Origin of the sequence: Pseudoclavibacter sp. VKM Ac-2888 (assembly GCF_015351285.1) — a bacterium.
Classification (GTDB): Bacteria; Actinomycetota; Actinomycetes; order Actinomycetales; family Microbacteriaceae; genus Pseudoclavibacter.
On the sequence record NZ_JADKSM010000001.1, the window covers coordinates 1,127,539 to 1,150,157 of the forward strand.

Genomic DNA, 22,619 nt, shown 5'->3' on the forward strand with positions numbered 1-22,619 from the left:
CCTCCTGAGTCACGAACTTGCTCTGAAACGACGGATGGCTTCGTCGAGGACCCTAAGGTACTCGGCATCACCGACATCGTCGGTCTTCACCTCAACCGCGTAGGCAACCTTGTCGCTGAAGAAGTTCACGACATCTCGGGTGATCTCGCCATCGTCGTCCATCTCGAGCAACGTGGCTTCCGCCTTGGCCTTCGTTCGCCCGTTCACGAAACCACTTGCGAGATCGAGCAACCGGCCGAATGCATTCGCGTCCTTGGCGTTCCCCATGCTCATGACGATGTCGATCCTCAGGGGGTAGCCCACTTCTTCCTGCAGCTCCGCTGCTGCCGCCTCGATCGTATTGCCGTCGGAGGCGGTGCCTTCGACGGAGACGACCACTCGACTTACGCCCACGGCTGCTTGCAGACGCTCGACCTGATCGGTCCTAGTATGCGGGCGGAGGACCGTCGTGATCCCTGGCTTTACCTTTGAGTAGGCATCGTTAAGCCACGCTTCTAGGGCGGTCGGATGCGCACCTGCGTACGACCGAACCACAGCCACAAAGTCCGTGCCTGAGATCGGCTTGAGACGAAGAGGCTCGAAAACGGCCTGGGTCTCTGCGTCGTCCGCCAACGGGGAGATTTCGACGGTGCCTCTTGTCCGGCGGTCGGGCCAGTCCAAACGATCCCGACCTCGCCCCAGGTAGACGTGACGATCCGAGACAGAGGCAGGCAAACGCAGTTGCCCCTCATACGTGATGCCCGCTGCATCGACGAAGATGTGGGTCCCGTACGCAAGCCCATCGCTGGGTGCGTGATGTTTGAAGATCCGGTCCCAGTAGGTCTTGGGCGGCGGTATCTCGATACCATGTTGGTCTATGAGCACGACGCGATAGATCCTGACAGTCTTTGAGGCCATTCTCATCCGTTCAACGCAAGGACTGACGGTCGTCAGCGACCGCACATTTCGGTCATCATTGCATTAAGAACAGTTCTCGAATTCCCCGGACATCTCGTCGAACGAGCGAGCCCCGGACCTGTCTTCAGGTCCGGGGCTTCAAGTTCGCGACTCTTCAGTCACGAATCGCACAGGTGCATCCTACCTGTTTTAGGCGGGCAAGGGTCCATTTCCGATGCCGAGTTTCATACGAGCCTCAGCAAGCCCCATCGCCTCACGAGCAGCACCGAGCTCCACCTGCCTGCCACGGCCCAGCGGACGCGACTCAAGCTCACCAGCAGCCACCCAACGACGCACCGTCGTCACGTCGACACCGAGCACCCTCGACACCTCCGCGAGCGCGAGCCATCGTTCAGGGGCGACGATCCCCTTGCAGCTGCGGCAGACGGCGGTGACCGCGTTGAGGTCTGCCCACACGTCCTGCTCGCCGCACACGGGACACTCACGAGGGCGCGCCGGCACGGGAGCCCGTTCGTCGAGAGGCCACATCGACAGAGGGCGCAGGAGATGCGCGTCAGCATGCTCCAGGAGCTCCCTCGCCTCATGCTGACCCCACGTCGCCGCCGACCCCGTCGACACCTCGATGACCGCCCACTGCGCCTCCACACGATGCACCAGCGTGTACGCCCACGCCTTCAGCACGTCGCCACCGTCCGGGGTGCCCTTCACTCCACGGGGACCCAACACCTTCCCGTCATCAGCACGACGCACCATGTGCTCCACCGACACCAACCCCGGACGCTGCCACTTCTCCGACAACACCCACAACCACGCGAACGTCGCATCGATCTGATCCATCGGAGCAATCCGACCAGGCGTCGACTGCACATCACGAGCCACCGGCTGACCATCCTCGAAGCGGCCCTTGATGACCAGGTGCGCGAGGTGCTGCATCAGGTCCGGAGCCTGCGGCAGGGCACGACGCACCGGGGCCAAGTCGACCCGCTCAGGAGCACCGAACGCACCCGCTACCTCAACCTCAGCCACGTGGCACCCCCGCTGCATGTGAGGCAACCGTCCTAGAAGCGAAGCCGACCCGATAACCCGATAGCCTGCGCAACGTGACGCCACCTGACCTCTCATCGATGAGCGCATCCGTCGCGGCGACGCTGGCACAGATTGTCCCCGTCCTGATGCTCACCCTCCTCTTCGAATCGAAGCTGCGCCCAGACCACGCCCGCGAGCTCTCACCACTCGCCGTGATCTTCGGCTTCATCGGCAACCTCGGGCTCGCTGCGCTCGCGATCATCACCGAGTTCTCCCTCCTCCTCAGTTCCAACAAGGGAGACACCGGCAGTGGCGCCGAGCCGCTCTGGCTAATGAGCGGGACCCTCTTCGTGCTAGTGGTGCTCCGCTGGGCCGCGACGAGCCTCGCGACGCGGGTCGTCATCAAGCCGATGACGGAGACCGCATTTCGTGGAGCACGCGGCGTGCTCCACGAAACCGCCGTCTTTGTCGTCGAAGGACTTATCAGTCCTGCGCAGATCCTCGCTAACTTAGTCGCGACGATTGTCGACACCGCCTGGGTCCTCCTCCTGGAGATGTCACGAGTCATGCGCTTGCTTGCGGTCACGCTCGCGCAGATATTTACGCAATTTCGCCGCCGATAGTAGCCTCGGTGCTCGATCTCAACCACGGGACACCTCCCGAACCTTGTCGACCTTGACCGTCCAGTAGCGACCTGGGCGCGCTGGACCCATCTGAGCGCACGCCTTGTTGACGGCGTCCTGCTTCGTGGCAGCGTTCGCCGTGACGGGCGTCGCCTGATCCCAGCGCGTGATGTAGTAGCCCTCGCGGTCAGCGGAGGCGACGCGCATCTCATACTCGAAGACGGGTCCGGAAGGTGTGGACTCCTGCTCAGCCACGACGGGCCTCCTCAGTGTCGCCCACGGCGAGCACGGGGCTGTCTGCTTCGTCGCCCTCTCCGAGCGGATGGGACGGCTCAGCGACACCGCTCGACTTGTCCGGGCGCAGAGCCTCGGCGACGCTCGCGACGTCGACCACCCCCTCCGCCAGCAGGCGCTCAGCGATGCGCACCGAGGTCGACGGCTCCATGCGCGGGTTGGCGCCCTTGACGATCCCGGCCACATGCGACCGCACCGACAGCCATTCGACGGCCGTCAGACGCTCCGCGGCACCCGTTGTTGACTTGCTCATGATTTTTCCCTTCGTAGAGCGGCCGAGCCGCTGACTTCCTCAGTAGTGCTCGACGCAGCGAGCAATGCCGCATACCGGACCGCAAACGACTCCGGCTTCGGCTCGACATGGCACTGACACCGACCCGCCTTCCCACAACCACCCACAGGCCCATGAGGCCCCAACCAGCAGCAGTTGCGATGACACGAACCCCGGATCCCCTCACGAGGCACCGGAGGCGGCGAATACGGACGAGAACGCATCAGCCGTTCGCCAACTCGAGGAGCACGTCCGCGTGGCACGGCTGATCGAGCGGACACCAGCACGCGAGGTCACGGCCAGCGAGCTCGGCACGAATCTTCGAGGGTGCGGGATATCCCTTCCAGCACTGCTCGAGTGCATGCCGGTAGCGTTCTACGGCGATGGTCCGTGCGGTCTCGATACCCGTCGACTGGGCGAGGAATACGCCGTCACCACGCACCACATCGAAGGGCCCCGACGCACGGACGAGGATCACTCGATAGGGGTTCCCCCACCCCGAGCCACGCCCGACGTACACCGCACCCGCCGGCATGCGCCAGCCCTTCGTGCGCTTCCGCTGGATGCGCTCAGGCACGATCGCCACCCACCAGCGAACGCCCGAAATGCCGAGCCACAGCACGACGCACAGGACGCCACCACAGCCCGCGAGCGCGGAGGAACGACCACACCTCGCCCAGTGCTTCGGCGCGGCCCGCAGCGTGCGCCGGAGCCACCTCAGCGCGGGCCTCAGCCAACGCGGCCAGCACGACCGACAGTTCCGTTTCAGCCCTCGCCGCGGCGTCCTGATAGTGGCGAGCGTGCATCTCCGCGAACGCGACCTGCGACGCCGGCACGTGATGCACCAGGGCCCCCATCTCCCGCACCTCAGCATCCGACAACGGCGTCCCCGCAACATTCGTCGACCGCCACACCTTCGACGACCTCTCGATCACCTCGTGATCCGGGTCCTCCGTCACGTAATAGCCAAGAGCATCCGGCAGCGCAGCATGCACCCGATACACCGAGTTCCCCTCGAACAGCGAGAACGGCCACCAATCACCCGACGCCGCCCGCAACACCATCTCGCCGCGACGACGAACCACCAGCAACGCGCACGCCTCCACGTCATGAGGCGGCTCACCAATGACCACCGACCACCCCTCGAACAGCTCCTCGAGGTCCACCCGCTCCAACACCGGACCGCTCACGGCTTCCTCACCGCCCGACGAGACGCACGCGACCCATGGATGACATCCAGAGCAGCACGAGACACCTTGTCGATCCCGGCGCCAAGCATCCCCGGCGCACGGTTCCCGTCCAAGGCAGCCGCCAACGCCAGAAGCTCGTCCTCCTCGAACGTCACCAACACCTGCGGAGCACGCAACGCATCTACCGGAACCTCGCCGCCCTCCGCGGGACTCTCCGTCTTGACCTTCACCATGTCTTCATTCCCTTCGTAGAGCGGCTAGGCCGCGGCAAGTTCTTGCGTGAGTGATTCGGCGACGGCCGCGAATAGATCGCGAGCCGCCGGCGGTGTGACAGCGTTGCCCGACTGCTTGACCTGCTCACGCTTGTTGCCCAGGAGCAAGTACTCGTCCGGGAACGCCATGCCGCGCTTGATCTCGTCCGGCTCGAGCATCCGGAACTCGCAGTCGTCGACATCGAGGGACGGGAGCTCGGCGTCGAGAAGCGCCGTCGTGGTGGCGGTCGTGGTCGTCGGTAGCGGCTCGGCAACGAGGCGTGCTCGATTCGAGTGGTTGTTCGTGACGACGAGCGCATGGTGGTTGCCTTCGGCACTCACCGTGTCGATGGTGCGGTCGATGGGCTTGGCGACGCCGTGATTCCGAAGCGGCACGAGCAGCCCGGTCTCGTTCCTCGTGGTCTGAGTGCGCAGCGCATCCGTTCCGATCGCCGCATCCTTCCCGGATCGCCCTTCGACGGGGATCAGAAGCGAGGCGTGCAGGCCACCCGCAACGAGCGTCGGCAACGCCTCATCAGCTCTGCTCGATCGCGTCGCGTCGGCGCCCGAGACGTGGTTGACGACAAGCGGCATGGCGACGAACTGCGACCCCGAGGCGGTGAACGCGCCGAACGTCTCGGTGGCGGGACGCGCCGGCGTCGTGTTGCCCTCGCCACGCACAAGCAGCGGCGGCACGGCGAGCCCGTGCTGAGCGGTCGTGGACTGCGTCTGCAACGGCTCGTCAGTCGGCCATGCGCGAAGGTAGGTGCCGGGCTTCCCTGATGCAGAGTCGTACGTGTTCCCCGCCGCAGCGACGACGATCGGCTTCCAGTGCTTCTCGATGCCCCGCTCGATACGGGCCCGCGTCTTCGCCGCGAGAGGCCGCTTGCGATCGCCAATGCGCTGACCCTTGATGGACCAGTCGATGATCGACGCAGCGGGAAGCCACGCCGGTTCGAGGACGACAGCACACCTCGGGCACCGGTACACGTACTGCGCGCGGTAACGGCCCCACGCTTCGGCCTTCTTGAACGCCTGCACAGCGCGCACCTCGCCGTGCTCCTGACAGACCGCGAGCGGGCGCGTCCACTTCGCGAGCTGCGGGGCACGGTTGCCGCGCTTCCAGAACACGCAGTACATGCGATCGCGGGACTGCGGGGCAGGGAGTCCAAGGCCCTGCGCATGCATGCTGTTCAGCCACACGATCTGATGCGTGTAGCCGAGGAGCTCCATCGCCTGCAGCCAGGCGGGAAACATGATCCACCGGAACGCGTCGACGACGTTCTCCACAATGATCGCCTCGTAGCGGTGGTGCTCGGCGAAGCGAGGCACGTCCCACATCGTGGCGCGGGAGCGGATCGCAGCCTCGTCGGGGAGCTTCTCGCCGAACACGTCGAGCTCCTCCTGAGCGCGCTGCCGCTTGATGCCCTTCGCCACGGAGTGGTTCGTGCACTCGGGCGACGCCCACAGGATGTCGGTGCGCGGGTAGCGGCGCGGGTCAACCTGCGAGATGTCGGCCGAGTCGTGATCGGTGGTGGGGTGGTTCGTCTGGTGCGTCTCGATCGCGAGGTTCCAGTGGTTCGCGGCCATGCGCACGGTGACGCCGGCGGCAACGGCTCCGGTGCTCGAGCCGCCAGCCCCGCAGAACAGGTCAGTGGTGGTGAGGGTCATGAGTCGATCGCTTTCGTCGAAATGCGCGGGTGTGGAGCGGCGGCAGTGCGGCTAGAAGGGCGGTTCATCGAAGTCGTTCCCCCCTGAGCCATCGGCCCACGTCTGCGGCTGCTGGCTGCCAGCCGGCGCCGAGCTCGGCGCCCCGAAGCCCCTCGACTGGCCACCTGAGTTGCCGCTGGTATATGAGCTGGCATCTTTTCCGCCACTTCCCCCGGTAGTCCTCGTGAGCTGTGCCGTGGCGTACCGGAGCGACGGGCCGATCTCCTCGATCTCCAGCTCGATCGACGTGCGCTTCTCGCCCTCCTTCGTCTCATACGAGCGCTGCTTGAGGCGACCCTGAGCGATGACCCGAGAGCCCTTCGACAGCGACGACGCCACGTGCTCAGCGAACTCACGCCACACCGACGCCCGGAGGAACAGCGCGGGACCGTCCTTCCACTCGTTCGACTGCCGATCGAAGACCTTCGGCGTCGACGCGATCGTGAAATTCGCCACCGCCAGCCCGTTCGCCGTGTACCGGAGTTCCGGATCCGCCGTCAGATTTCCGACGACGGTGATGATCGTTTCCCCAGCCATCAGCCGAGCTCCTTTCGAATGGCCTCAACCGCGAGCGCTGGGATCTTCACCCATGCGGCGATTTCGGCGGTCGTGAATTCGTTCGCCACCATGTGACGGACGTGGGTCATCTGGTCCGGGGACACGACGAACACCATCGGAGGGGCCGTACCCGCACCGATCAGCGTCCTCACGCCCGCCTCGACCGCCTCCGGGACCGTGATGCCCCTGTCGTGCGCCTCTGACGCGATACGCCCCCAGATGTCCTCCGGGAAGGCCACCGACCGAGTGCCCTTAGAACGGCGCGACGTCCGAGAAGTCATCATCGAAGTCATCAGGCGCCCCCTCCAGGTGAGAGTTGTCCCTGCCAGCGCGGCGCAGCTTCTCCCAGTGAGCGTTCGCCAGTCGAGCGGTGCCGCAATGCCTGCAGTCGTCTTTCGTTCCCGCGGGGTGAGCCGTGCAGAACGGTGGAGGAGGGAGCCTCACGCTCTCGCGCTCGCCACCCTCGAACTCGACCCGCCCCCGCTCCCGCTCTCCTAAGCCACGATTCGCGACACGATTCGCGAAGCCGCTCGCGAACGGAACCTCCGGGTACGACGACGGGTTCCGCCGATCCACCGTGCCCAGCAAGTCCGGGGCGATCTGAAACAACGACCGACCGTCCTCGTCCGCGTACAACAGCAGGAACCCGGACTCGTCGAGGTGCAACATCACCTCCTCGAGACGCTCCGCCGACACCGGATCGTTCGGCAACATCTCCCGAACCATCCGACGAGGCAACACCTCCCCGCGGCCGTGATCGTCCGCCCACGCCATCAGCGCCAACGCGAAGAACCGCATCCCCATCGGAACCGCCGTCACGCGCGGATCGCGGAAGAACGACGGCTTCACCGTCCTCTGCCTCCGCATCTGCATAAGGCTGCGTTCCCTTCAAAATCAAGTCGATAGCGCGGCCAATCTGGGCAGCGGACACGCGAACGCACTCCGACCAGCCATGACCGCGAGGCATGTACTCCCACGCGTCGACGTTGTCGACGAACGCGGGCTCGAAAACGCGACGCAGCTCAGCAAGCGCCGCACGCTCCCACACCGCCGGCGTCCGACGGAACGCGAAAAGGATGCGAGCACCGTGCTCGACGAGATCCGCGATCCGCGAACCCGAAGGCACCGCACGGCCCACCTTCAGCACGCCCGACTCCGGCCACCACGCGACGTACGTCGTCGCCAGGCCGGTCATGTCGACACCGCCACGAACCCGGTGCGCCGAGCTCCCGACACCTCGGAGGCCGTCAGGACCTCGTCGCCGTGCTCCATCCGCACCGTCACCGACTCGACCTGCCAGCGCACGACCGGATACCAGACCTCGTTCACCCGCCAGCGCACCTCATCGCACGCGCCAAATCGACCGATCAGGCCCGGGCCCGGCGCGACGACAGGCTCCGACTTCGAATCAGCCACAGTCCACTTCCTCTTCGTTCCGTCGGCGAAGAGCTCCCACTCCACGCCGTAGTTGTCTCTGAAGGTCACGGCCGCCGGGTCATCCCACGACGCGACCGAGAGGCCCTGGTCCTGGCCATCCCTCGAGTGCGCCAGACCGTGGCAGCCCGAGTGATTGCCGCCGAACATGCCACCTGCGCCACCGCACAGGTGCAGCAGGTTCTGGATGTCGTGCGTGCCACCGCGGCCCTTGTACTTGCGGTGATGCTTCTCCGTGGCCGGCGCCATGTGACAGGCCTCGCACTTCCCCCGCGAGCGCAGCCGGAGGAGCTTCACCGTCTTCGCCGGCACGTCGCCCGTCGCACGCTTCGGGGGCTTCGGGTACGCGTTCATGCGATGTCCCCGAGGTCGAAGCCCTGCGCGAGCGGCTTCGCGAAGCGGTGACGGATCAGCGGCAGATGCTCCGCGCCGAGCTCGATGCCGATCGTCTCGAACCCTTCGAGCACGGCAGCCTCGAGCGTCGTCCCGGAGCCCGCGAACGGGTCGAGCACGACGCCGCCCGGGGGCGTCACCAGACGGACAAGCCACCGCATGAGCGCCAGCGGCTTCACCGTGGCGTGCGCGACGCCATCGACCACCGGACGCTCTGAGCTCGGGGCCTTGGCCTCGTACTTGAACGTCGGGAAGAACCGCGACGCGCCGCCGCTGTCGCCGACTCGTGCGTTTTCGTCGCGGCTCGCGAAGTCGCCGAGGATGCCGTTCGTCTTCGGCGTGTTCCGCTTGCCGTTCCAGGAGCCCGACGTGAGCACACCCGTCTGCGCATCCAGCGCTTCGGCCTGCGACTCGTCGAGAACGACGTTCGTGGGCCAGCGTCCAGCGACGACGGACTCAGTACCAACCGAGGCCGTCACCGTCTCCCTGTACCCCTGGGCCACGCGCGAGACGCGCTGCAAGCTCGATGATCCGCCCGCCGTGTTCGTACGCTCCTCGGAGCCCACACGGCATGCAGCGACGTTCAACCCACCGGTTCCATGCGCCAGCACGTTCGCCGCGACGGTGCCGGCGAGCGGCTTACGAGCCACGACGACCGGCTCGAAGCCCGGTTTGAGCGCCGTGCCCCAACCTGACCATGTCGTTGCGGCATCGGATGCCGGGGCATCCCGGCGAATTTCGTTCCGGCTCGCGACACCTGGCGATCCAGCAGGCCGCCAGTTCGGGCTCGTCTGCACTCCCGTGGGTTCTCGCTCCGCCTCTTCCGCATACAGGTGCTGAAAGCGATCGCCGAGCTGCAGGAGCTCTCGCAGGATGACGTAGTCGCGGTACTTCGGCAGAGCCGGGGCAGCACCGTTGGTGAAGTACCGCGCCGACATCACATTCCCGAGCGCAGCATCCACATCCTTGACTCGAACTCCGAGCTCGCGCATCTGCCCACGGCACGCGTCGCGGAACTCTCCGTGATCCGGACGCGCAACGCCGCCAAGCTTGTCGATCGCCTTCGATACGTCGAGCGACTTCGGGAAGCCCGAGCCGTAGAGCCACGCGATCGAGTCCCGCAGCTCGAACCCTGAATCCTCGATCGCCACAGCCATGCGGTGCCAGGTGCGCGAGCCACCGAACGCGAGCAGATGCCCGCCCGGCTTGAGCACCCGCAGCGCCTCCGCCCACAGCTCCACGCTGTACGCGATGCCGGAAGAGTCCCACCCCTTGCCCATGAACCCGAGCTCATACGGCGGATCGGTCACGATCGCGTCGATCGAGGAGTCGGCGAAGCTCTTCATGACGACCTCGGATGCGCCGTGGTATAGCGTCACCGGACCGCTCTCGTAGTACGGCCTCATGACGCCACCCGCAGCTTCGGAGGCTCGATGTAGCGGTAGTCGAGCTCGACCCCCGCATCAAGCGCGGCCTGAATGCCAGCGCGCATCCCCGACGACATGCCCCGATCGAGGTACACCGCCACCAGCGACGAAGCCGGGATCCACGCATGCCCCGCCGCGATCCCCAGAGACCGTTCCTCGGGCACGTCGTCGCGCAGAATGCCGCGCTGAGTGTGCAACAGGTGCGACGCGATCGGCGCCTCACCCCGCATCAGCGAATCGCGCACCGCAGCACGCGCATAGTCGATGTTCGCCGCCACATCGCCAGCGAACGGCGACTCGACCACCACGAGCCGCGGCGCCTTGGTAGGCAAGAGAGAGTTCATGCTGTCGCCTCCAGGACGAGATGAGTATCGAGAACCGCGGCAGCGATCGCCTCCGCGAACGTCTCGAACGGAATAGGGAAGTCGTTCGACGGCCTGTAGTGCCATTTCTTCGGATGGTCGATGGCGGTGCAGAAGTCGCACTTGTAGACCCGCGGCCGCCTCACGACTCGCTCCACTTCGGCAACTCAGCCAGCTCGAGCGCCTGCTCAGGAGTCCGGCCGATGACCGCCTCATTCGGCGCGACACGAACCATCCACCTCGACGGAGCGATCTTCACCGGCTTACCCAGCGGCAGCTTCTGCCAGTACATCCCCGGCCGCTCACGCTCACGCTGCCGCCGCATCTCCCCACGAATCTGCGCCACCGCGAACACGAGGACAGCGACCACGAACAGCGCCAACAGGATCGAGAAACCATGCGCCAGAGAATCGACATACATCACGCCGCCACCCCCTCGCGCGCCGCCCGGAGATTCCGTTTGCGCTGATCCTCGTAATCCCGCTTCCACGACGAACACCGAGCACAACCGCAGCCCTCGCGATACGCCGTCTGCGCGGCCAAATCCGGGAACTCGCACGGGACGCCCTCGAGCGCCTCCGCAGCCCGAAAAATCCGGCACGACGAACACTCACGACTCTTCGCATACAGCGAGCCACGCCACTCCACACCGCACCGAGTGCACGTCTTCCACCCAGCAGACGCCGGCCGGTAATCACCCCGAGCACCACGAACCCGGACGGCGCCGATCGTCGCGGCGGTCATGCTGCGACCGCCAGAGCGTCGTGCTCGCCAAGCCACTGCAGGCACCCATCCCACAGTCGGCCGTAACCGCGAGGAGTGAGACGCGTCGAGACCTTCGTCTGCGGGCCCCGCGTCATCGTGTCGAACGTGTGCGCGTGCGGCTTCACCCACCCCGCCTCGATCGCGCGAGCCGTCGGCTGGTTGTTGCGGATCGAGTCGTTCCGGATGATGAGGCCCAGACGCGCTGCCTGGTCGAACACGTCCTGGTGCCGCACCTTGCGGCCGGGCATGTTCGCCGCGACGTGCACCTTCAAGTCGTTCGCGAGATCCCCGATCGTTCGAAGCCCTTCCGACTGCCGGAACGTGTCCGCCTGCGCCGCCCGTGGAGCGAGCACAGCGACCTCGGCGCGAGCAGCCCGCGCCTCCTCGACAGCCGCGGACGCCGCGGCAGCCAGCGCCGCGATCCCATCGAGTGACGCCACGTCGAACGCGGGAACCGAGTACGACCCCGTCCGACGAATGCTCGGCAGAACCTCCTCGAACACCCAACGCTCGAACAGCTGCGCGCTCGGCAGGCGGCTCGACACGATCAGACGCAGCACGTCCGCCTCAGTCAGCACACGCACGCCCTGTACGCCGCCTCCCGTCTGGAGGGGGTGGTAAACCGCCACCCCCTTGCAGTGCTGCTTCACCGAGTTCACCGTGTCGATGAATCCAAGCGCCGCCGCGACGTCGCGAGCCACGAACAGCACCTCGCCGTCCACGGTGACCGTGCGCACACGATGCGCGCCGAACTCGAACACCTCGAGGGCGCTCATGCCTGAGCCTCGAATGGGATCAGACCGAGCGCCTCGTTGACGCCGAAGCGCTCGATGCGCTCAGCGAGAGACAGCGGGGCATCCAGCGGGATGAGGCCGAGGGCTTCGTCGACACCGACCGAGTCGATGCGAAGCTGCAGCTCCTCAGGATGCGAGAGGACCGCGGCGCTCACGCTGCACGCTCCTGAGACTGCGTAGCCTCGGCGAGCTCGTCACGCTCTGCAAGGCGCGTGAGCGCCTCAGCCGCAAGCTGACCGAACCGCTTCCGCGCCGCTATGCCCGGCATGCCGTACTTCTCCACGCGCGACTCAGGCTTCGGCGCGGTAGTCTGTTGGGTGATGGACTGAGACATGGTTGGTGTCCTCTTCTGTCGCGGCCTCGCAGCTGGAACTGCGGGGCCTTTCCTATGCCGCGTCTTCTGCGCGCTGCGCAGGCTCTACCGGTCGCGCGATGTACGCACTGAGGGCGCCCATCGTGTTAGCCACGTACCGCGCCGTTACGTTGTCCGCCTTGCCGGTCTCGACCTGCGAGAGATAGCCAGGCGCACGCCCCGTCAACTGAGCGGCTTGCGCAAGCGTCAGACCGGCGAGTTCTCGGACAGCGCGAATGCTCTGCCCTGCTGCTCTAACCGCTTCGTTCTGCATGGGTAGGAATGTATCAGAGTTACCCACAGTTGTGGTCAACTTCCGGGGTGAAGTACCCAAGAACTAGTCAGGTATGGGTAACTCTGCTAGCCTGACACCCATGACAACGCGCCCCGATGGGAAAGAATCGCTTTCTGGTGTCCTGGACGTCGACACGATGACAGCGAAAGAGCGAGCGAACCTCGGCCCCGCCGTGAAAGAGCGCCGCATCGCGCAGAAGATGAGCCAAGAGACACTGGCCGAGATGGCCGGTATCAGCCGCAAGACACTCGGCACCTTTGAGCTCGGGAAGACAGCCCCTCAGACCGAGAAGCTGCGTGCCATCCTCGAAGCATTGGATGTTGCGCAGGTGAGCGACATCGAGCGCCAGTACGGCGAAGATGCGCGCGGCTTCATCGCAGCAGTCGTGCCGTTGTTCGAGCGACTTCCCCAGCACCTCAAGTCCGACGCGCAACAGGACATCGTCGTGCTCCTCGCCGGCAAGCTCCAACGTGCAGCGGGTGGCAACGTGACCCCGTTCCCCGTGGCAGCTGCTGACGACGTCGACGACTGGGAAGCCGAGGACGCAATGGGATACGCCGCCAAGAAGAAGTCCAGTGCGGACGAGCTCGACAACGACTCCGTGTAGCAATGTCGGTGGCCAGTGGGAGCATCCGGGCATGCTTCTCTTCCAGCTCGCCGAGCAGCTCGGCATCCTCGTCAGGTGGCGTCGCCATATGCCCGACGCCGGCCGCTGGTATCCGCACTCACGGAAGATCGCCCTCAACCTCAGCCTCGAGCAGAGAGAAGTCCCAAGCGTCCTCGGTCACGAACTCGGACACGCCGTGCACGGCCACGAGTGCCGTGACGATCCGACGCAAGAGGCACAAGCCGACGCTTGGGCAGCATCAGTGCTGCTCGACGCCGACGCCGTCGCCCGGTGCGCGCGGATCTGGCCCGAGAACCCCGAGTATTGGTGCGACGAACTCAACGTCACACCTGACGTCCTCCGCGCATGGATGCGCAACCCCGCGAACTACCGAGCTGCTGAACGCAAGCTCGCCGCATAGCAAGGAACACCGATGACCTCCCGCCACCTCAAGGCGGTCTCTTCTGCGACCGCGCAACCTCGTGCCGTCCTCTACCTGCGCCAATCCACGCACCGCGAAGAATCCATCAGCCTCGAGGTGCAAGAGTCCGCCGCGCGCGCTTACTGCAGCAAGCACGGATACGATGTCGTCGCCGTCGAAGCCGACCCCGGCATCTCAGGACGCACATGGAAACGCCCCGCCGTACAGCGCGTCATGAGCCTTATTGAGACACGCGAAGCGGACGTCATCGTGCTCTGGCGCTGGTCCCGACTCTCACGCTCTCGCCTCGACTGGGCCGTCGCCGCCGACCGATGCGACATGGCCGGCGGACGCATCGAGTCCGCCACCGAACCCAACGACCCATCCGCCGCCGGACGATTCGCCCGCGGGGTCATGACCGAACTCGCCGCCTTCGAATCCGAACGCATCGGCGAAGGATGGAAAGAGGCTCACGCCCGGCGAGTCGCCATGGGAGTACCCGCCAACGGCAAGCGTCGCTTCGGCTACGAATCCTCCCGCGAGACGGGGTTCACCCCACACCCGATCGAGGGGCCGATCCTCGCCGAGACCTACCGCCGCTACAACTCCGGCGAATCGCTCTACTCGCTCATCGAGTGGCTCCAAGCCGGACCAACCCGCACCCTCCGCGGCAATGCCTGGTCACAGACCACACTCCGACGAGTCCTCGACAGCGGCTTCGCCGCCGGATACTTCACCCGACACGAAGAGCTCCTGAAGGGTGCCCACGAGGCTCTCATCACGGAAGAGCAGTGGCAGCAGTACCTCGAAGCGCGCGAGCGCAGGAGAGGCCACGGCGGCGGTGAGCGATCCACCTACGCCCTGTCAGGGCTCGTGCGATGCGTCTGCGGCTCACGCATGCACGGCTCGCGAGAAACCAACAACAGGCCCCGCTACCGATGCGCCGCCGCGAAGGAACGACGCACCCATGAGGGCGGTTACGTCAGCGGCCCGCTCGTCGAGGCCGAAGTCCACGCATGGCTCATCGAACAAAATGACCAGTGGGTGCGACAAGCCACAGCCGCGAGCCTCAGCCAAGGCCCAGCAGTCCGCCCAGTCGCCGACCCAACATCACGAATCCGCGCAGATCTCGCGCGGCTTGACATCCGAATGGACACCCTCGTCGATCGCCTCCTCGACGGCATTCCGCAAGATGCCTTCGAGCGCGCCCGAGACCGCATAGAAAGTGAGCGAGCGGGACTCGAACGAGAACTCCGCACCGTGGGAGTCCGAGCACGGAAAGCGCCGGTGACGATCCTGCCTGCCCTCCTCGAACGGTGGGACGATCTCGGGCCCCGCGAGAAGCGCGAGCTCCTTGCGTCGGTCATCGACCACGTCCTCATCGGACCCGGCCGACCGCAGGCAAGCATTACGATCATCCCGCGCACTGATTCCTGACACGCAGAGGCTCAAGTTTCGCGAGATCCTCACAAGGACGCCGCGACGAGGGTTTAGACCACAATCACTATCGTGATGAGGACCCAACCGGGGACGTCGCCGCGTTCGGAGCTGGCTCGGTTTCGGAGTGCGTGCAGGAACTGCATGGTGTGCCTTTCGGGTGGCGGTCAGAAGCTCGTGCGGAGCACGAAGACGGCGGGGTAGAGGGCGAACAGGATGGTCGTGGGGAGGATGAGGAAGATGAGCGGAACGAGCATCTGCACTTCCTTCCGGCCAGCGGATTCCAGGAGGTCGCGTTTGCCGAGTTCCCGTGCGTCGCTCGCTTGCGCGCGGAGCACTTCGACGAGCGGCGCTCCACGTTCGAGTGCGGAGATCATGTGCTCGACGCAGCGGTCGAGCGGCAGGTAGCGGACGCCCCTGGTCATCTCGTGGAGCGCATCGGACAGCGAGACGCCGGTGTTGACGTGGTGGACGACTCGCGCGAACTCCTTCGCGAGCTCGCCGGTGCTCACGCTGGCGACGCGCTTCATGCTGTCGAAGATGCCCTCACCTGCCGAGAGGCTGAGGGAGAGGAACTCGACGACGGTGGGGAACTCGCTGGCGATGCGTCGGTGACGGCGCTGCGCGGCGCGGCCGAGGGCCCGGTCGCGGAGGAAGATGCCGACACAGCCGAGGAGGAGAGGCAGGAGGATCTGGGCGAGGACCGGGATTCCGCGGGTCGCGCCGAGCAAGAGGCCGACGCTCAGGCCCAGGCCAGCCGCAACGAGTCCCCAGGTGAGCTGTTCGGCTCGGAACCGTTCGAGCCTGGTCGTGGAGCCCGATTGGCGCAGCTGCGCGGTGATGCGGTCGCTGCCGCCGAGCACTTCATCGAGGAGGGCTCTGCCTCTCGCGGCGAATGGGGCGGCGAGCGTTCCGAGGATAGGGAGCGGGTCGCTCGCGGTCTTCTGCACGTCGGCTCGCGCCGCCGCCGAGATGTCCAAGAGGTGCGGGGCGAGACGCTCCGCGAGGTTCGGCTTGGAGAGGCGCGGGACGGCGGCGAGCAACGTCCAGAGGCCGATTCCGAGGCCAAGCCCGCAGAGCACGGCCCAGCCGAGTGTCTCGTTCATGCGAACCACCTGCGGTCGTCTTTGAGTTTCGCGATGCGGAGCATGAGCAGGTAGGCGGCCACGGTCACGCCCAGGCCGATGAGGATCACGATCGCGCCCTCGAGGCTGTTGAAGGCGCTCGCCGCCTCGGGCCTGGTTCCCAGCATGAGCAGGACGATCCAGGGTGCGGCCGAGCCGAGCTTGGCGGCGTTCATGACCCAGGACTGCTTGGCCTCGACTTCGTGGCGCACGGCCTGCTCTTCTCGCAGGTAGCTGCCGAGGCTCTTGAGCACCGTGGGGAGCTCCGATCCGCCGACGTCTCTGGACATGCGAAGCGTCTCGAGGATGCGGTCTGCGGTCGGGTCGGCGAGCCGCTCCTTCAGCTCGTCGAGAGCCACCCGGAAGCTGCCCGTCAGGCGGTACTGGCGGGTATAGGCGGCGAAGTCCTCCCGCAGCACCACCGGCCCCGATTCAGCCAGCCCCGCGACCCCCTCGGGCAGGGCCACCCCGGAACGGATGGACGCCACCAGGTGATCGACCACGTCCGGCCACACGAGCCGGTTCCGGTTTCGCCGCTGCACGGACCGCACCCGCACGATCGTGACCGGAGCCGCCGAGCCACCGACGAGAGCGATGAGGGCGACAGCGACCACCCCCGTGAGAGCGAGCGCCACGGCACCCAACGCGAGCCCGAGCGCGAAGGCAGCACCCGCGAACACGCCGATGGGCACCCGCTCGAACCCGGCCCGCCTGAGATCTGCCTCGAAGTCGGCAACCTTGGACAGGCGCCGGTCGCGTCGCTCGCTGCTCTGCGGCCACAGCCTCGCGCTCACGATGATGGAGACTCCCGCCCCCATCACCAGCGCCAGCAGAACGGTCACAGGGACCGCCGAAGGACACGCGCAGCATCCAAGCCGTGCGCCTCGAACTTCGCGGTTCGCGGCGGAGGGGATCCGGTCGATTCGAGTTGCGCGCGTCCACGGTTGAAGAGGGTGGCCGCCTCGATGACCTGACCGGTCACCGTTCCGGTCGGGGCGAGGATCTCCCCCACGTGTCGTGTTCCGGATGCGGTCATCTCGAGGTGCACGACGAGGTCGATGCAGCTGGCAACGGTGGGCACCACGAACGCGCTGTCGATGTTGCGTCCCGCGAGGAGCGGCAACGTGGAGAGCTTGACGAGCGCATCCCTCGCGGTGTTCGCGTGGATGCTGGAGATTCCGGGCATTCCGCTGTTGAGGGCGATCAGGAGGTCGAGGCTCTCCGCTTCCCGCACTTCGCCGACCACGAGCCAGTCGGGTCTCATGCGCAGGGCTTCCTTGATGAGGCGGCGCAACGTGATCTCACCGGTGCCCTCGAGGCTCGCCTGTCGGCATTGCAGCGCGACGACGTCGCGGGCGACGAGCTCGAGTTCGAAGGTCTCCTCGACGGTGACGATGCGTTCTTCGCTGCGCACCGAGGAGAGGAGCGCGTTGATCATGGTGGTCTTGCCGGTGTGGGTCGCGCCCGAGACGAGGATGTTGCAGCCAGCGAGGACCGCGAGCTGCAAGAACTCCGCCGCCTGCGCGGTCAGCGCCTCCCGCTCGACGAGGTGGGAGAGGTCTCGGATGCGGCGCGAGAACTTGCGGATATTCACGGACGGGTAGCGCCTGGTCACCTCGGGGACGGCCACGTGCAGCCGCTCGCCGTTCGGGAGCGAGGCATCCACGAACGGCGAGGACAGGTCGACTCGCCTGCCGCTCGACTGGAGCATCCGCTCGATGAGATCGCGCAGGTCAGTCTCCGGGACAATCGTGGACGTGAGCTCGGGCACGCCGCCGCGAGCAACGAAGACCCGGCTGGGTGCGTTGATCCAGATCTCCTCGATCTCCGGATCATCGAGGTAGGGCTGAAGCGCACCGAAGCCGGTCACCCGGGCCAGCACCTCACGCGTCGTGGACTCCTCATCGTGGACCAACGGCAGCGACGAGCCCAGCGCTTCCTCCGCGTACCCCCGCACCTCCTCGCGCGCGATGTCGGCGGCCCGCGCGCGATCGCCCCCGAGGTCGATGCCCTCCAACAGGACACGACGACGGATTCGGTCAGTGATAGTGCTTACCGCGATGCTCACGGCGACAGCATGCCCAAGACTCGAAAACGCCGCAGGAGTTATCCACAGGCCTTGCGCGTCGCGGCTTCTCGGCGCTGGAGCACCGCCATAGACTGGCCTCAGCACACGGGTTCGCTCGTGCTTGCGGGAGTGGTGAAATTGGCAGACACGCAGGATTTAGGTTCCTGTGCTTTCGAGCGTGCGGGTTCAAGTCCCGCCTTCCGCACTGTCCTTGTTCTTGGTTCCCTGCGTCCAGCTGCCCGCCTGCGTGCGAGAGCGACTCAGGCGCTTGAAGCTCCTCCGACTCGACAGTCTGTCTGTTCCGGCGCTCCCGACCAACGGGTACGGTTCCAGTATCAGCACTGAGAAGGAGCATCGACGATGACCGAATTCAACGAAGCAGACCTGCAGCAGAAAGCCAAAGATCACCTCTGGATGCACTTCTCGCGCCAGTCCGTGATGGAAGACGGCGCCGGGGTGCCGATCATCGTCAAGGGCGACGGGCACCACATCTGGGATTCGAAGGGCAACAAGTACTTCGACGGCCTCTCCGGCCTCTTCGTCGTCAACGCTGGCCACGGCCGCCAGCGCCTCGCCGAGACCGCCGCCAAGCAGGCCGCGGAGCTCGCGTTCTTCCCCATCTGGTCGTACGCCCACCCGAACGCCATCGAACTCGCCGACCGCCTCGCCGACTACGCGCCAGGCGACCTCAACCGCGTGTTCTTCTCCACGGGCGGCGGCGAAGCCGTCGAGACCGCCTTCAAGCTCGCCAAGTACTACTGGAAGCTGCAGGGACAGCCCACCAAGCACAAGGTCATCTCCCGCTCGGTGGCGTACCACGGCACGCCGCAGGGCGCCCTCGCCATCACGGGCATCCCCGCGATGAAGGCGATGTTCGAACCGCTCACCCCCGGCGGCTTCCGCGTGCCGAACACGAACTTCTACCGTGCGCCCGAGCACGGCGACAACCTCGTCGAGTTCGGCCAGTGGGCCGCGAACCGCGTCGAGGAGATGATCCTCTTCGAAGGACCAGAGACCGTCGCGGCGGTGTTCCTCGAGCCAGTCCAGAACTCCGGCGGCTGCTTCACGCCTCCCCCCGGCTACTTCCAGCGCGTGCGCGAGATCTGCACCAAGTACGACGTGCTGCTCGTCGCCGACGAGGTGATCACCGGATTCGGCCGCATCGGCGACATGTTCGCATCCACCACGTACGACATCCAGCCCGACATGATCACCTGCGCCAAGGGCATGACCAGCGGCTACTCCCCGATTGGCGCCACCATCGTGAGCGACCGCATCTACGAGCCGTTCAAGCACGGCCAGACGTCGTTCTCGCACGGCTACACCTTCGGCGGGCACCCCGTCTCCGCAGCCGTCGCCCTCGAGAACCTGAACATCTTCGAGGAAGAACGCCTGACGCAGAACGTCAAGGAGAACTCGCCGCACTTCCGCGCGGCTCTCGAGAAACTCCTCGACATCCCCATCGTCGGCGACGTCCGCGGCGACGGGTACTTCTTCGGCATCGAGCTCGTCAAGGACAAGGACACCCGAGAGACCTTCAACGACGAGGAATCCGAGCGCCTCCTGCGCGGCTTCCTCTCCAAGGCACTCTTCGACGCGGGCCTCTACTGCCGTGCCGACGACCGAGGCGACCCCGTCATCCAGCTCGCCCCGCCCCTCACCATCGGGCAGGCAGAATTCGACGAGATCGAGCAGACACTGCGCGGCGTGCTCACCGAGGCCAGCTCACTCCTCTAACGCGGTCGGCTCGGGGCTCCGCACGCGAAGTCTCGCGCCCGCTCCTCAGCCCCGGGATGGCTTTCACGCTTCCGGATGGGTTGCTTTCCATCCGGAAGCGAGGAACCCATCCCGAAGCCGTTCGCTGGGCGGAAAGACCACGGCCGTCGGCGGGGAGCTCAGCGCGTGATGCACGCGCGAGCCGGGCACGCGGACGCGGTCGCGTGATGGACCCGGGACGCGAAAAACTCAGCCCCGGGATGGCTTTCACGCTTCCGGATGGGTTGCTTTCCATCCGCAAGCGAGAAACCCATCCCGAAGCTGTTCGCGGGGCTACAGGCCGAGGGCCGCGCGCAGCTTCGGCGCGAGCGCGTCGAACGCGCGGCGGCGGTGGCTCGAGGCGTCCTTCTCGGCGTCCGTGAGGTCAGCGGCTGAGCCTTCGGCACCGTCGGGCTGGAAGATGGGGTCATAGCCGAAACCGTGGTCCCCGCTCCGCTGCTCGAGGATGCGGCCGGGCCACACGCCGAGCACGGCCTCGCCCAGCTCCTCGCCCGTCGCCGAGGCAGACGCCGGCACGACCAGCGCCGCCGCCGCGACGAACTGCGCCGCGCGGTTCGGATGCGACACGTCGCTCAGCTGCCACAGCAGCAGCTCGAGGTTCTCCTTCGCGTCCTTCGCGGGCCCCGACCAGCGGGCGGAGAAGATGCCGGGCGAGCCGCCGAGCACGTCCACCGAGATGCCCGAATCGTCGGCCAGCGCCGGGAGCCCCGTGTGCTCTGCCGCGGCGCGTGCCTTGAGGAGCGCGTTGCTCTCGAAGCTGAGACCGGTCTCGCGCGGCTCGGGGCCGTCGTAGGCGACGAGCTCGATGCCGTCGAGCTGCGCGCCCAGGATGCGTCGCAGCTCGATCAGCTTGTGCGCGTTGTGGGAGGCGAGGACAACCCGGACCGGCTCGCTCATGCCTTGAGCGCCTCGTTCTGCAGCTCCGTGAGCGTCGCCGTGCCCGCGAGGGCGATATCGAGGAGACGGTCGAGCTCCTCGCGGTCGAACGGCGCGCCCTCGGCGGTGCCCTGCACCTCGATGAGCTTGCCGTCGCCCGTCGCGACGACGTTCATGTCCGTGCCGGCGCGGACGTCCTCGACGTAGGCCAGGTCGAGCAGCGGGACGCCGTCGACGATGCCCACCGAGATCGCGGCAACCGAGCGCGTCAACACGTTCGCCTTCGCCGGCACGTGCTTGTTGGCCTTCGCCCACTCGATCGACTGGGCCAGCGCCACGTAGGCGCCCGTGATCGCGGCGGTGCGCGTGCCGCCGTCGGCCTGCAGCACGTCGCAGTCGATGACGATCGTGTTCTCGCCGAGCGCCGACATGTCGACGGCCGCGCGCAGCGAGCGGCCGACAAGGCGGGAGATCTCGTGCGTGCGCCCGCCGATCTTGCCCTTCACGGACTCACGGCTGTTGCGGTCGTTCGTGGCGCGCGGGAGCATCGCGTACTCGGCCGTGACCCAGCCCTTGCCCTGCCCCTTGAGCCAGCGTGGCACGCCGGGTGTGAACGAGGCGGTGCACAGCACCTTCGTCTTCCCGAACGAGATGAGGGCAGAGCCCTCGGCCTGCTCGCTCCAGCCCTTCTCGATCGTCACGGGGCGAAGCTGGTCGTGGGTGCGGCCGTCTGCGCGTGCTTCGGTCATTGGTCCCTCCAAGGGGTCGGATGCGGTGCTGGAAATCGGGGCGCGGCGCGTCAGGGGCGGCGCATCGACGGCGGCAGGTTGATGGCCTCCGTCATGAGTCGCTCCACGTGGCGCACGTCGGGGCCGAGGAAGCGACCGGCGAGGTTCACGAACGCCTCCGTGTTCTCGCCCGTCGCCCGGTAGGAGTACTGCGGGGCTCGCCCGCTGGCGTTGAGGAGGCCGTTCGAGGCGAGCACGCGGTACACGTCCTGCGCCGTCTCCACGTCGCTCGAGACGAGGCGGACGTCCGGGCCGAGCACGTAGCCGAGCACGCCCTTCAGGAACGGATAGTGCGTGCATCCGAGGACGACGGTGTCGACGCCGGCCGCCTTGATGGGCGCCAGATACTCCTCGGCGTGCTGCACCAGCTCTGGGCTCGTCGTGTCGCCTCGCTCCACGTACTCCACGAACAGCGGGCAGGCCTGCGAGAAGATCTCGAGGTGGGGGGCCGCCGCGAAAGCGTCGTCGTACGCACGTGACGAGAGGGTCGCCTCGGTGCAGAGCACCCCGATGCGGTTGTTGTGCGTCGCGCTCACGGCAGCTCGCACGGCCGGCGCGATGACCTCCACGACCGGCACGTCGTAGCGTTCACGCGCATCCCGCAGCACCGCGGCAGACGCGGTGTTGCAGGCGATGACGAGCATCTTGACGTCCTGCTCGACGAGCTCGTCGAGGACCGCGAGCGACAGACGCCTGACGTCGGCGATCGGCTTCGGGCCATACGGCGTGTGCTCGGTGTCTCCGACGTAGAGGAGCGACTCCCCCGGCAGCTGCGCCCGGATCTCCCTCGCGACCGTCAGCCCGCCGACACCAGAGTCAAATACGCCGATCGGTGCCTCGCTCATGAGTGCCGAGTCTACTCCCAGGCATCAGTTGGGGC

At 66.5% G+C, this 22,619-nt stretch carries 30 protein-coding genes and 1 tRNA gene; 6 read left to right on the forward strand and 25 right to left on the reverse strand.

Annotated elements, in window-relative coordinates:
* Window positions 1-9: 9 nt before the first annotated feature.
* Window positions 10-897 carry a hypothetical protein gene (locus ITJ61_RS05470; RefSeq protein WP_194685716.1) on the reverse strand — a complete coding sequence of 296 codons (888 nt, stop codon included), beginning with the start codon at window positions 895-897 and terminating at the stop codon, window positions 10-12.
* A 189-nt stretch (window positions 898-1,086) separates the two neighbouring features.
* The gene (locus ITJ61_RS05475; RefSeq protein ID WP_194685717.1) at window positions 1,087-1,923 is read right to left on the reverse strand and encodes a helix-turn-helix domain-containing protein; all 837 of its coding nucleotides are present in this window, start codon (window positions 1,921-1,923) and stop codon (window positions 1,087-1,089) included.
* A gap of 74 nt (window positions 1,924-1,997) precedes the next feature.
* On the opposite strand from ITJ61_RS05475, the gene ITJ61_RS05480 reads away from it, so the two are divergent.
* Window positions 1,998-2,546: a hypothetical protein gene (locus ITJ61_RS05480; protein WP_194685718.1), complete on the forward strand. Its 549-nt coding sequence runs from the start codon at window positions 1,998-2,000 to the stop codon at window positions 2,544-2,546.
* Between the two features lie 18 nt (window positions 2,547-2,564).
* On the opposite strand, the gene ITJ61_RS05485 is transcribed toward ITJ61_RS05480, so the two are convergent.
* The 17 genes from ITJ61_RS05485 to ITJ61_RS20475 form a co-directional block, all read right to left on the reverse strand.
* Window positions 2,565-2,801 (reverse strand): hypothetical protein, encoded by a 237-nt coding sequence (locus ITJ61_RS05485; RefSeq protein ID WP_194685719.1) that lies wholly within the window; start codon window positions 2,799-2,801, stop codon window positions 2,565-2,567.
* Complete coding sequence (locus ITJ61_RS05490; RefSeq protein WP_194685720.1) at window positions 2,794-3,093, reverse strand: hypothetical protein; 300 nt, start codon at window positions 3,091-3,093, stop codon at window positions 2,794-2,796. The genes ITJ61_RS05485 and ITJ61_RS05490 overlap by 8 nt, the downstream gene beginning before the upstream one ends.
* 241 nt (window positions 3,094-3,334) lie before the next feature.
* Window positions 3,335-3,688, reverse strand: a complete 354-nt coding sequence (locus tag ITJ61_RS20220) for a DUF4326 domain-containing protein (RefSeq protein ID WP_323744300.1) — start codon at window positions 3,686-3,688, stop codon at window positions 3,335-3,337.
* The gene (locus ITJ61_RS20225; protein ID WP_228496605.1) at window positions 3,681-4,301 is read right to left on the reverse strand and encodes a hypothetical protein; all 621 of its coding nucleotides are present in this window, start codon (window positions 4,299-4,301) and stop codon (window positions 3,681-3,683) included. Before ITJ61_RS20225 ends, ITJ61_RS20220 begins: the two co-directional genes overlap by 8 nt.
* Window positions 4,298-4,534, reverse strand: coding sequence for a hypothetical protein (locus tag ITJ61_RS05500; RefSeq protein WP_194685721.1), 237 nt, complete (start codon window positions 4,532-4,534; stop codon window positions 4,298-4,300). The genes ITJ61_RS20225 and ITJ61_RS05500 overlap by 4 nt, the downstream gene beginning before the upstream one ends.
* 24 nt (window positions 4,535-4,558) lie before the next feature.
* Complete coding sequence (locus ITJ61_RS05505; RefSeq protein ID WP_194685722.1) at window positions 4,559-6,223, reverse strand: DNA cytosine methyltransferase; 1,665 nt, start codon at window positions 6,221-6,223, stop codon at window positions 4,559-4,561.
* Between the two features lie 51 nt (window positions 6,224-6,274).
* Complete coding sequence (locus ITJ61_RS05510) at window positions 6,275-6,799, reverse strand: single-stranded DNA-binding protein (protein WP_194685723.1); 525 nt, start codon at window positions 6,797-6,799, stop codon at window positions 6,275-6,277.
* On the reverse strand, window positions 6,799-7,059 hold the full coding sequence (locus tag ITJ61_RS05515) for a hypothetical protein (RefSeq protein ID WP_194685724.1): 261 nt from the start codon (window positions 7,057-7,059) through the stop codon (window positions 6,799-6,801). The genes ITJ61_RS05510 and ITJ61_RS05515 overlap by 1 nt, the downstream gene beginning before the upstream one ends.
* A gap of 13 nt (window positions 7,060-7,072) precedes the next feature.
* Window positions 7,073-7,669 carry a hypothetical protein gene (locus tag ITJ61_RS05520; protein WP_194685725.1) on the reverse strand — a complete coding sequence of 199 codons (597 nt, stop codon included), beginning with the start codon at window positions 7,667-7,669 and terminating at the stop codon, window positions 7,073-7,075.
* 342 nt (window positions 7,670-8,011) lie between these two features.
* Window positions 8,012-8,608 (reverse strand): hypothetical protein, encoded by a 597-nt coding sequence (locus ITJ61_RS05525; RefSeq protein ID WP_194685726.1) that lies wholly within the window; start codon window positions 8,606-8,608, stop codon window positions 8,012-8,014.
* Window positions 8,605-10,026, reverse strand: coding sequence for a DNA methyltransferase (locus ITJ61_RS05530; protein ID WP_323744301.1), 1,422 nt, complete (start codon window positions 10,024-10,026; stop codon window positions 8,605-8,607). The genes ITJ61_RS05525 and ITJ61_RS05530 overlap by 4 nt, the downstream gene beginning before the upstream one ends.
* 23 nt (window positions 10,027-10,049) lie before the next feature.
* Complete coding sequence (locus tag ITJ61_RS05535; protein ID WP_194685728.1) at window positions 10,050-10,418, reverse strand: hypothetical protein; 369 nt, start codon at window positions 10,416-10,418, stop codon at window positions 10,050-10,052.
* Between the two features lie 160 nt (window positions 10,419-10,578).
* Entirely contained in the window at window positions 10,579-10,860 is a 282-nt protein-coding gene (locus tag ITJ61_RS05540) for a hypothetical protein (protein ID WP_194685729.1), read from the reverse strand.
* 316 nt (window positions 10,861-11,176) lie between these two features.
* Window positions 11,177-11,977 carry a BRO family protein gene (locus ITJ61_RS05545; protein ID WP_194685730.1) on the reverse strand — a complete coding sequence of 267 codons (801 nt, stop codon included), beginning with the start codon at window positions 11,975-11,977 and terminating at the stop codon, window positions 11,177-11,179.
* Window positions 11,974-12,150, reverse strand: coding sequence for a hypothetical protein (locus ITJ61_RS05550; protein ID WP_194685731.1), 177 nt, complete (start codon window positions 12,148-12,150; stop codon window positions 11,974-11,976). The genes ITJ61_RS05545 and ITJ61_RS05550 overlap by 4 nt, the downstream gene beginning before the upstream one ends.
* A complete protein-coding gene (locus tag ITJ61_RS05555) occupies window positions 12,147-12,329 on the reverse strand; it encodes a hypothetical protein (RefSeq protein ID WP_194685732.1) in 183 nt (60 codons plus the stop codon). Before ITJ61_RS05555 ends, ITJ61_RS05550 begins: the two co-directional genes overlap by 4 nt.
* A 52-nt stretch (window positions 12,330-12,381) precedes the next feature.
* Complete coding sequence (locus ITJ61_RS20475) at window positions 12,382-12,621, reverse strand: helix-turn-helix domain-containing protein (RefSeq protein WP_194685733.1); 240 nt, start codon at window positions 12,619-12,621, stop codon at window positions 12,382-12,384.
* Window positions 12,622-12,721: 100 nt separating this feature from the next.
* Here ITJ61_RS20475 and ITJ61_RS05565 point away from each other — a divergent pair, with 100 nt between their 5' ends.
* Genes ITJ61_RS05565 through ITJ61_RS05575 form a run of 3 tightly spaced genes read left to right on the forward strand, consistent with a single transcriptional unit; the run spans window position 12,722 to window position 15,107 of the window.
* Window positions 12,722-13,249: a helix-turn-helix domain-containing protein gene (locus tag ITJ61_RS05565; protein WP_194685734.1), complete on the forward strand. Its 528-nt coding sequence runs from the start codon at window positions 12,722-12,724 to the stop codon at window positions 13,247-13,249.
* Between the two features lie 31 nt (window positions 13,250-13,280).
* A complete protein-coding gene (locus tag ITJ61_RS05570) occupies window positions 13,281-13,670 on the forward strand; it encodes an ImmA/IrrE family metallo-endopeptidase (RefSeq protein ID WP_194685735.1) in 390 nt (129 codons plus the stop codon).
* A gap of 12 nt (window positions 13,671-13,682) precedes the next feature.
* Window positions 13,683-15,107, forward strand: coding sequence for a recombinase family protein (locus ITJ61_RS05575; protein ID WP_194685736.1), 1,425 nt, complete (start codon window positions 13,683-13,685; stop codon window positions 15,105-15,107).
* A 167-nt stretch (window positions 15,108-15,274) separates the two neighbouring features.
* Here the strand turns inward: ITJ61_RS05575 and ITJ61_RS05580 are convergent, their stop codons facing one another.
* From ITJ61_RS05580 to ITJ61_RS05590, 3 genes are read right to left on the reverse strand one after another with little or no spacing between them, the layout of a single operon-like run.
* Window positions 15,275-16,213: a type II secretion system F family protein gene (locus ITJ61_RS05580; protein WP_194685737.1), complete on the reverse strand. Its 939-nt coding sequence runs from the start codon at window positions 16,211-16,213 to the stop codon at window positions 15,275-15,277.
* Window positions 16,210-17,073 (reverse strand): type II secretion system F family protein, encoded by an 864-nt coding sequence (locus ITJ61_RS05585; protein ID WP_104306922.1) that lies wholly within the window; start codon window positions 17,071-17,073, stop codon window positions 16,210-16,212. Before ITJ61_RS05585 ends, ITJ61_RS05580 begins: the two co-directional genes overlap by 4 nt.
* Complete coding sequence (locus ITJ61_RS05590; RefSeq protein ID WP_194685738.1) at window positions 17,070-18,299, reverse strand: CpaF family protein; 1,230 nt, start codon at window positions 18,297-18,299, stop codon at window positions 17,070-17,072. Before ITJ61_RS05590 ends, ITJ61_RS05585 begins: the two co-directional genes overlap by 4 nt.
* Before the next feature lie 123 nt (window positions 18,300-18,422).
* Between ITJ61_RS05590 and ITJ61_RS05595 the strand changes: the two genes are divergently transcribed.
* Window positions 18,423-18,504, forward strand: a tRNA-Leu gene (locus ITJ61_RS05595).
* A 155-nt stretch (window positions 18,505-18,659) separates the two neighbouring features.
* Window positions 18,660-20,036, forward strand: a complete 1,377-nt coding sequence (locus ITJ61_RS05600; RefSeq protein WP_194685739.1) for an aspartate aminotransferase family protein — start codon at window positions 18,660-18,662, stop codon at window positions 20,034-20,036.
* Window positions 20,037-20,348: 312 nt separating this feature from the next.
* Here the strand turns inward: ITJ61_RS05600 and rdgB are convergent, their stop codons facing one another.
* The 3 genes from rdgB to murI are packed head-to-tail and all read right to left on the reverse strand — an operon-like array spanning window position 20,349 to window position 22,584.
* Entirely contained in the window at window positions 20,349-20,972 is a 624-nt protein-coding gene (gene rdgB, locus ITJ61_RS05605) for an RdgB/HAM1 family non-canonical purine NTP pyrophosphatase (protein WP_194685740.1), read from the reverse strand.
* Window positions 20,969-21,700, reverse strand: a complete 732-nt coding sequence (gene rph, locus ITJ61_RS05610; protein WP_104241552.1) for a ribonuclease PH — start codon at window positions 21,698-21,700, stop codon at window positions 20,969-20,971. Before rph ends, rdgB begins: the two co-directional genes overlap by 4 nt.
* Before the next feature lie 50 nt (window positions 21,701-21,750).
* A complete protein-coding gene (gene murI / locus ITJ61_RS05615) occupies window positions 21,751-22,584 on the reverse strand; it encodes a glutamate racemase (RefSeq protein ID WP_104241553.1) in 834 nt (277 codons plus the stop codon).
* Between the last annotated feature and the right edge of the window lie 35 nt (window positions 22,585-22,619).

Bases quoted from the DNA above. Each gene is read 5' to 3' on its own strand.
- ITJ61_RS05470 (WP_194685716.1), bottom strand. From the start codon at position 897: ATGGCCTCAAAGACTGTCAGGATCTATCGCGTCGTGCTCATAGACCAA.
- ITJ61_RS05490 (WP_194685720.1), bottom strand. From the start codon at position 3,093: ATGAGCAAGTCAACAACGGGTGCCGCGGAGCGTCTGACGGCCGTCGAA.
- ITJ61_RS05500 (WP_194685721.1), bottom strand. From the start codon at position 4,534: ATGGTGAAGGTCAAGACGGAGAGTCCCGCGGAGGGCGGCGAGGTTCCG.
- ITJ61_RS05505 (WP_194685722.1), bottom strand. From the start codon at position 6,223: ATGACCCTCACCACCACTGACCTGTTCTGCGGGGCTGGCGGCTCGAGC.
- ITJ61_RS05510 (WP_194685723.1), bottom strand. From the start codon at position 6,799: ATGGCTGGGGAAACGATCATCACCGTCGTCGGAAATCTGACGGCGGAT.
- ITJ61_RS05525 (WP_194685726.1), bottom strand. From the start codon at position 8,608: ATGAACGCGTACCCGAAGCCCCCGAAGCGTGCGACGGGCGACGTGCCG.
- ITJ61_RS05535 (WP_194685728.1), bottom strand. From the start codon at position 10,418: ATGAACTCTCTCTTGCCTACCAAGGCGCCGCGGCTCGTGGTGGTCGAG.
- ITJ61_RS05545 (WP_194685730.1), bottom strand. From the start codon at position 11,977: ATGAGCGCCCTCGAGGTGTTCGAGTTCGGCGCGCATCGTGTGCGCACG.
- ITJ61_RS05555 (WP_194685732.1), bottom strand. From the start codon at position 12,329: ATGTCTCAGTCCATCACCCAACAGACTACCGCGCCGAAGCCTGAGTCG.
- ITJ61_RS20475 (WP_194685733.1), bottom strand. From the start codon at position 12,621: ATGCAGAACGAAGCGGTTAGAGCAGCAGGGCAGAGCATTCGCGCTGTC.
- ITJ61_RS05565 (WP_194685734.1), top strand. From the start codon at position 12,722: ATGACAACGCGCCCCGATGGGAAAGAATCGCTTTCTGGTGTCCTGGAC.
- ITJ61_RS05570 (WP_194685735.1), top strand. From the start codon at position 13,281: ATGCTTCTCTTCCAGCTCGCCGAGCAGCTCGGCATCCTCGTCAGGTGG.
- ITJ61_RS05575 (WP_194685736.1), top strand. From the start codon at position 13,683: ATGACCTCCCGCCACCTCAAGGCGGTCTCTTCTGCGACCGCGCAACCT.
- ITJ61_RS05580 (WP_194685737.1), bottom strand. From the start codon at position 16,213: ATGAACGAGACACTCGGCTGGGCCGTGCTCTGCGGGCTTGGCCTCGGA.
- ITJ61_RS05600 (WP_194685739.1), top strand. From the start codon at position 18,660: ATGACCGAATTCAACGAAGCAGACCTGCAGCAGAAAGCCAAAGATCAC.
- rdgB (WP_194685740.1), bottom strand. From the start codon at position 20,972: ATGAGCGAGCCGGTCCGGGTTGTCCTCGCCTCCCACAACGCGCACAAG.
- rph (WP_104241552.1), bottom strand. From the start codon at position 21,700: ATGACCGAAGCACGCGCAGACGGCCGCACCCACGACCAGCTTCGCCCC.
- murI (WP_104241553.1), bottom strand. From the start codon at position 22,584: ATGAGCGAGGCACCGATCGGCGTATTTGACTCTGGTGTCGGCGGGCTG.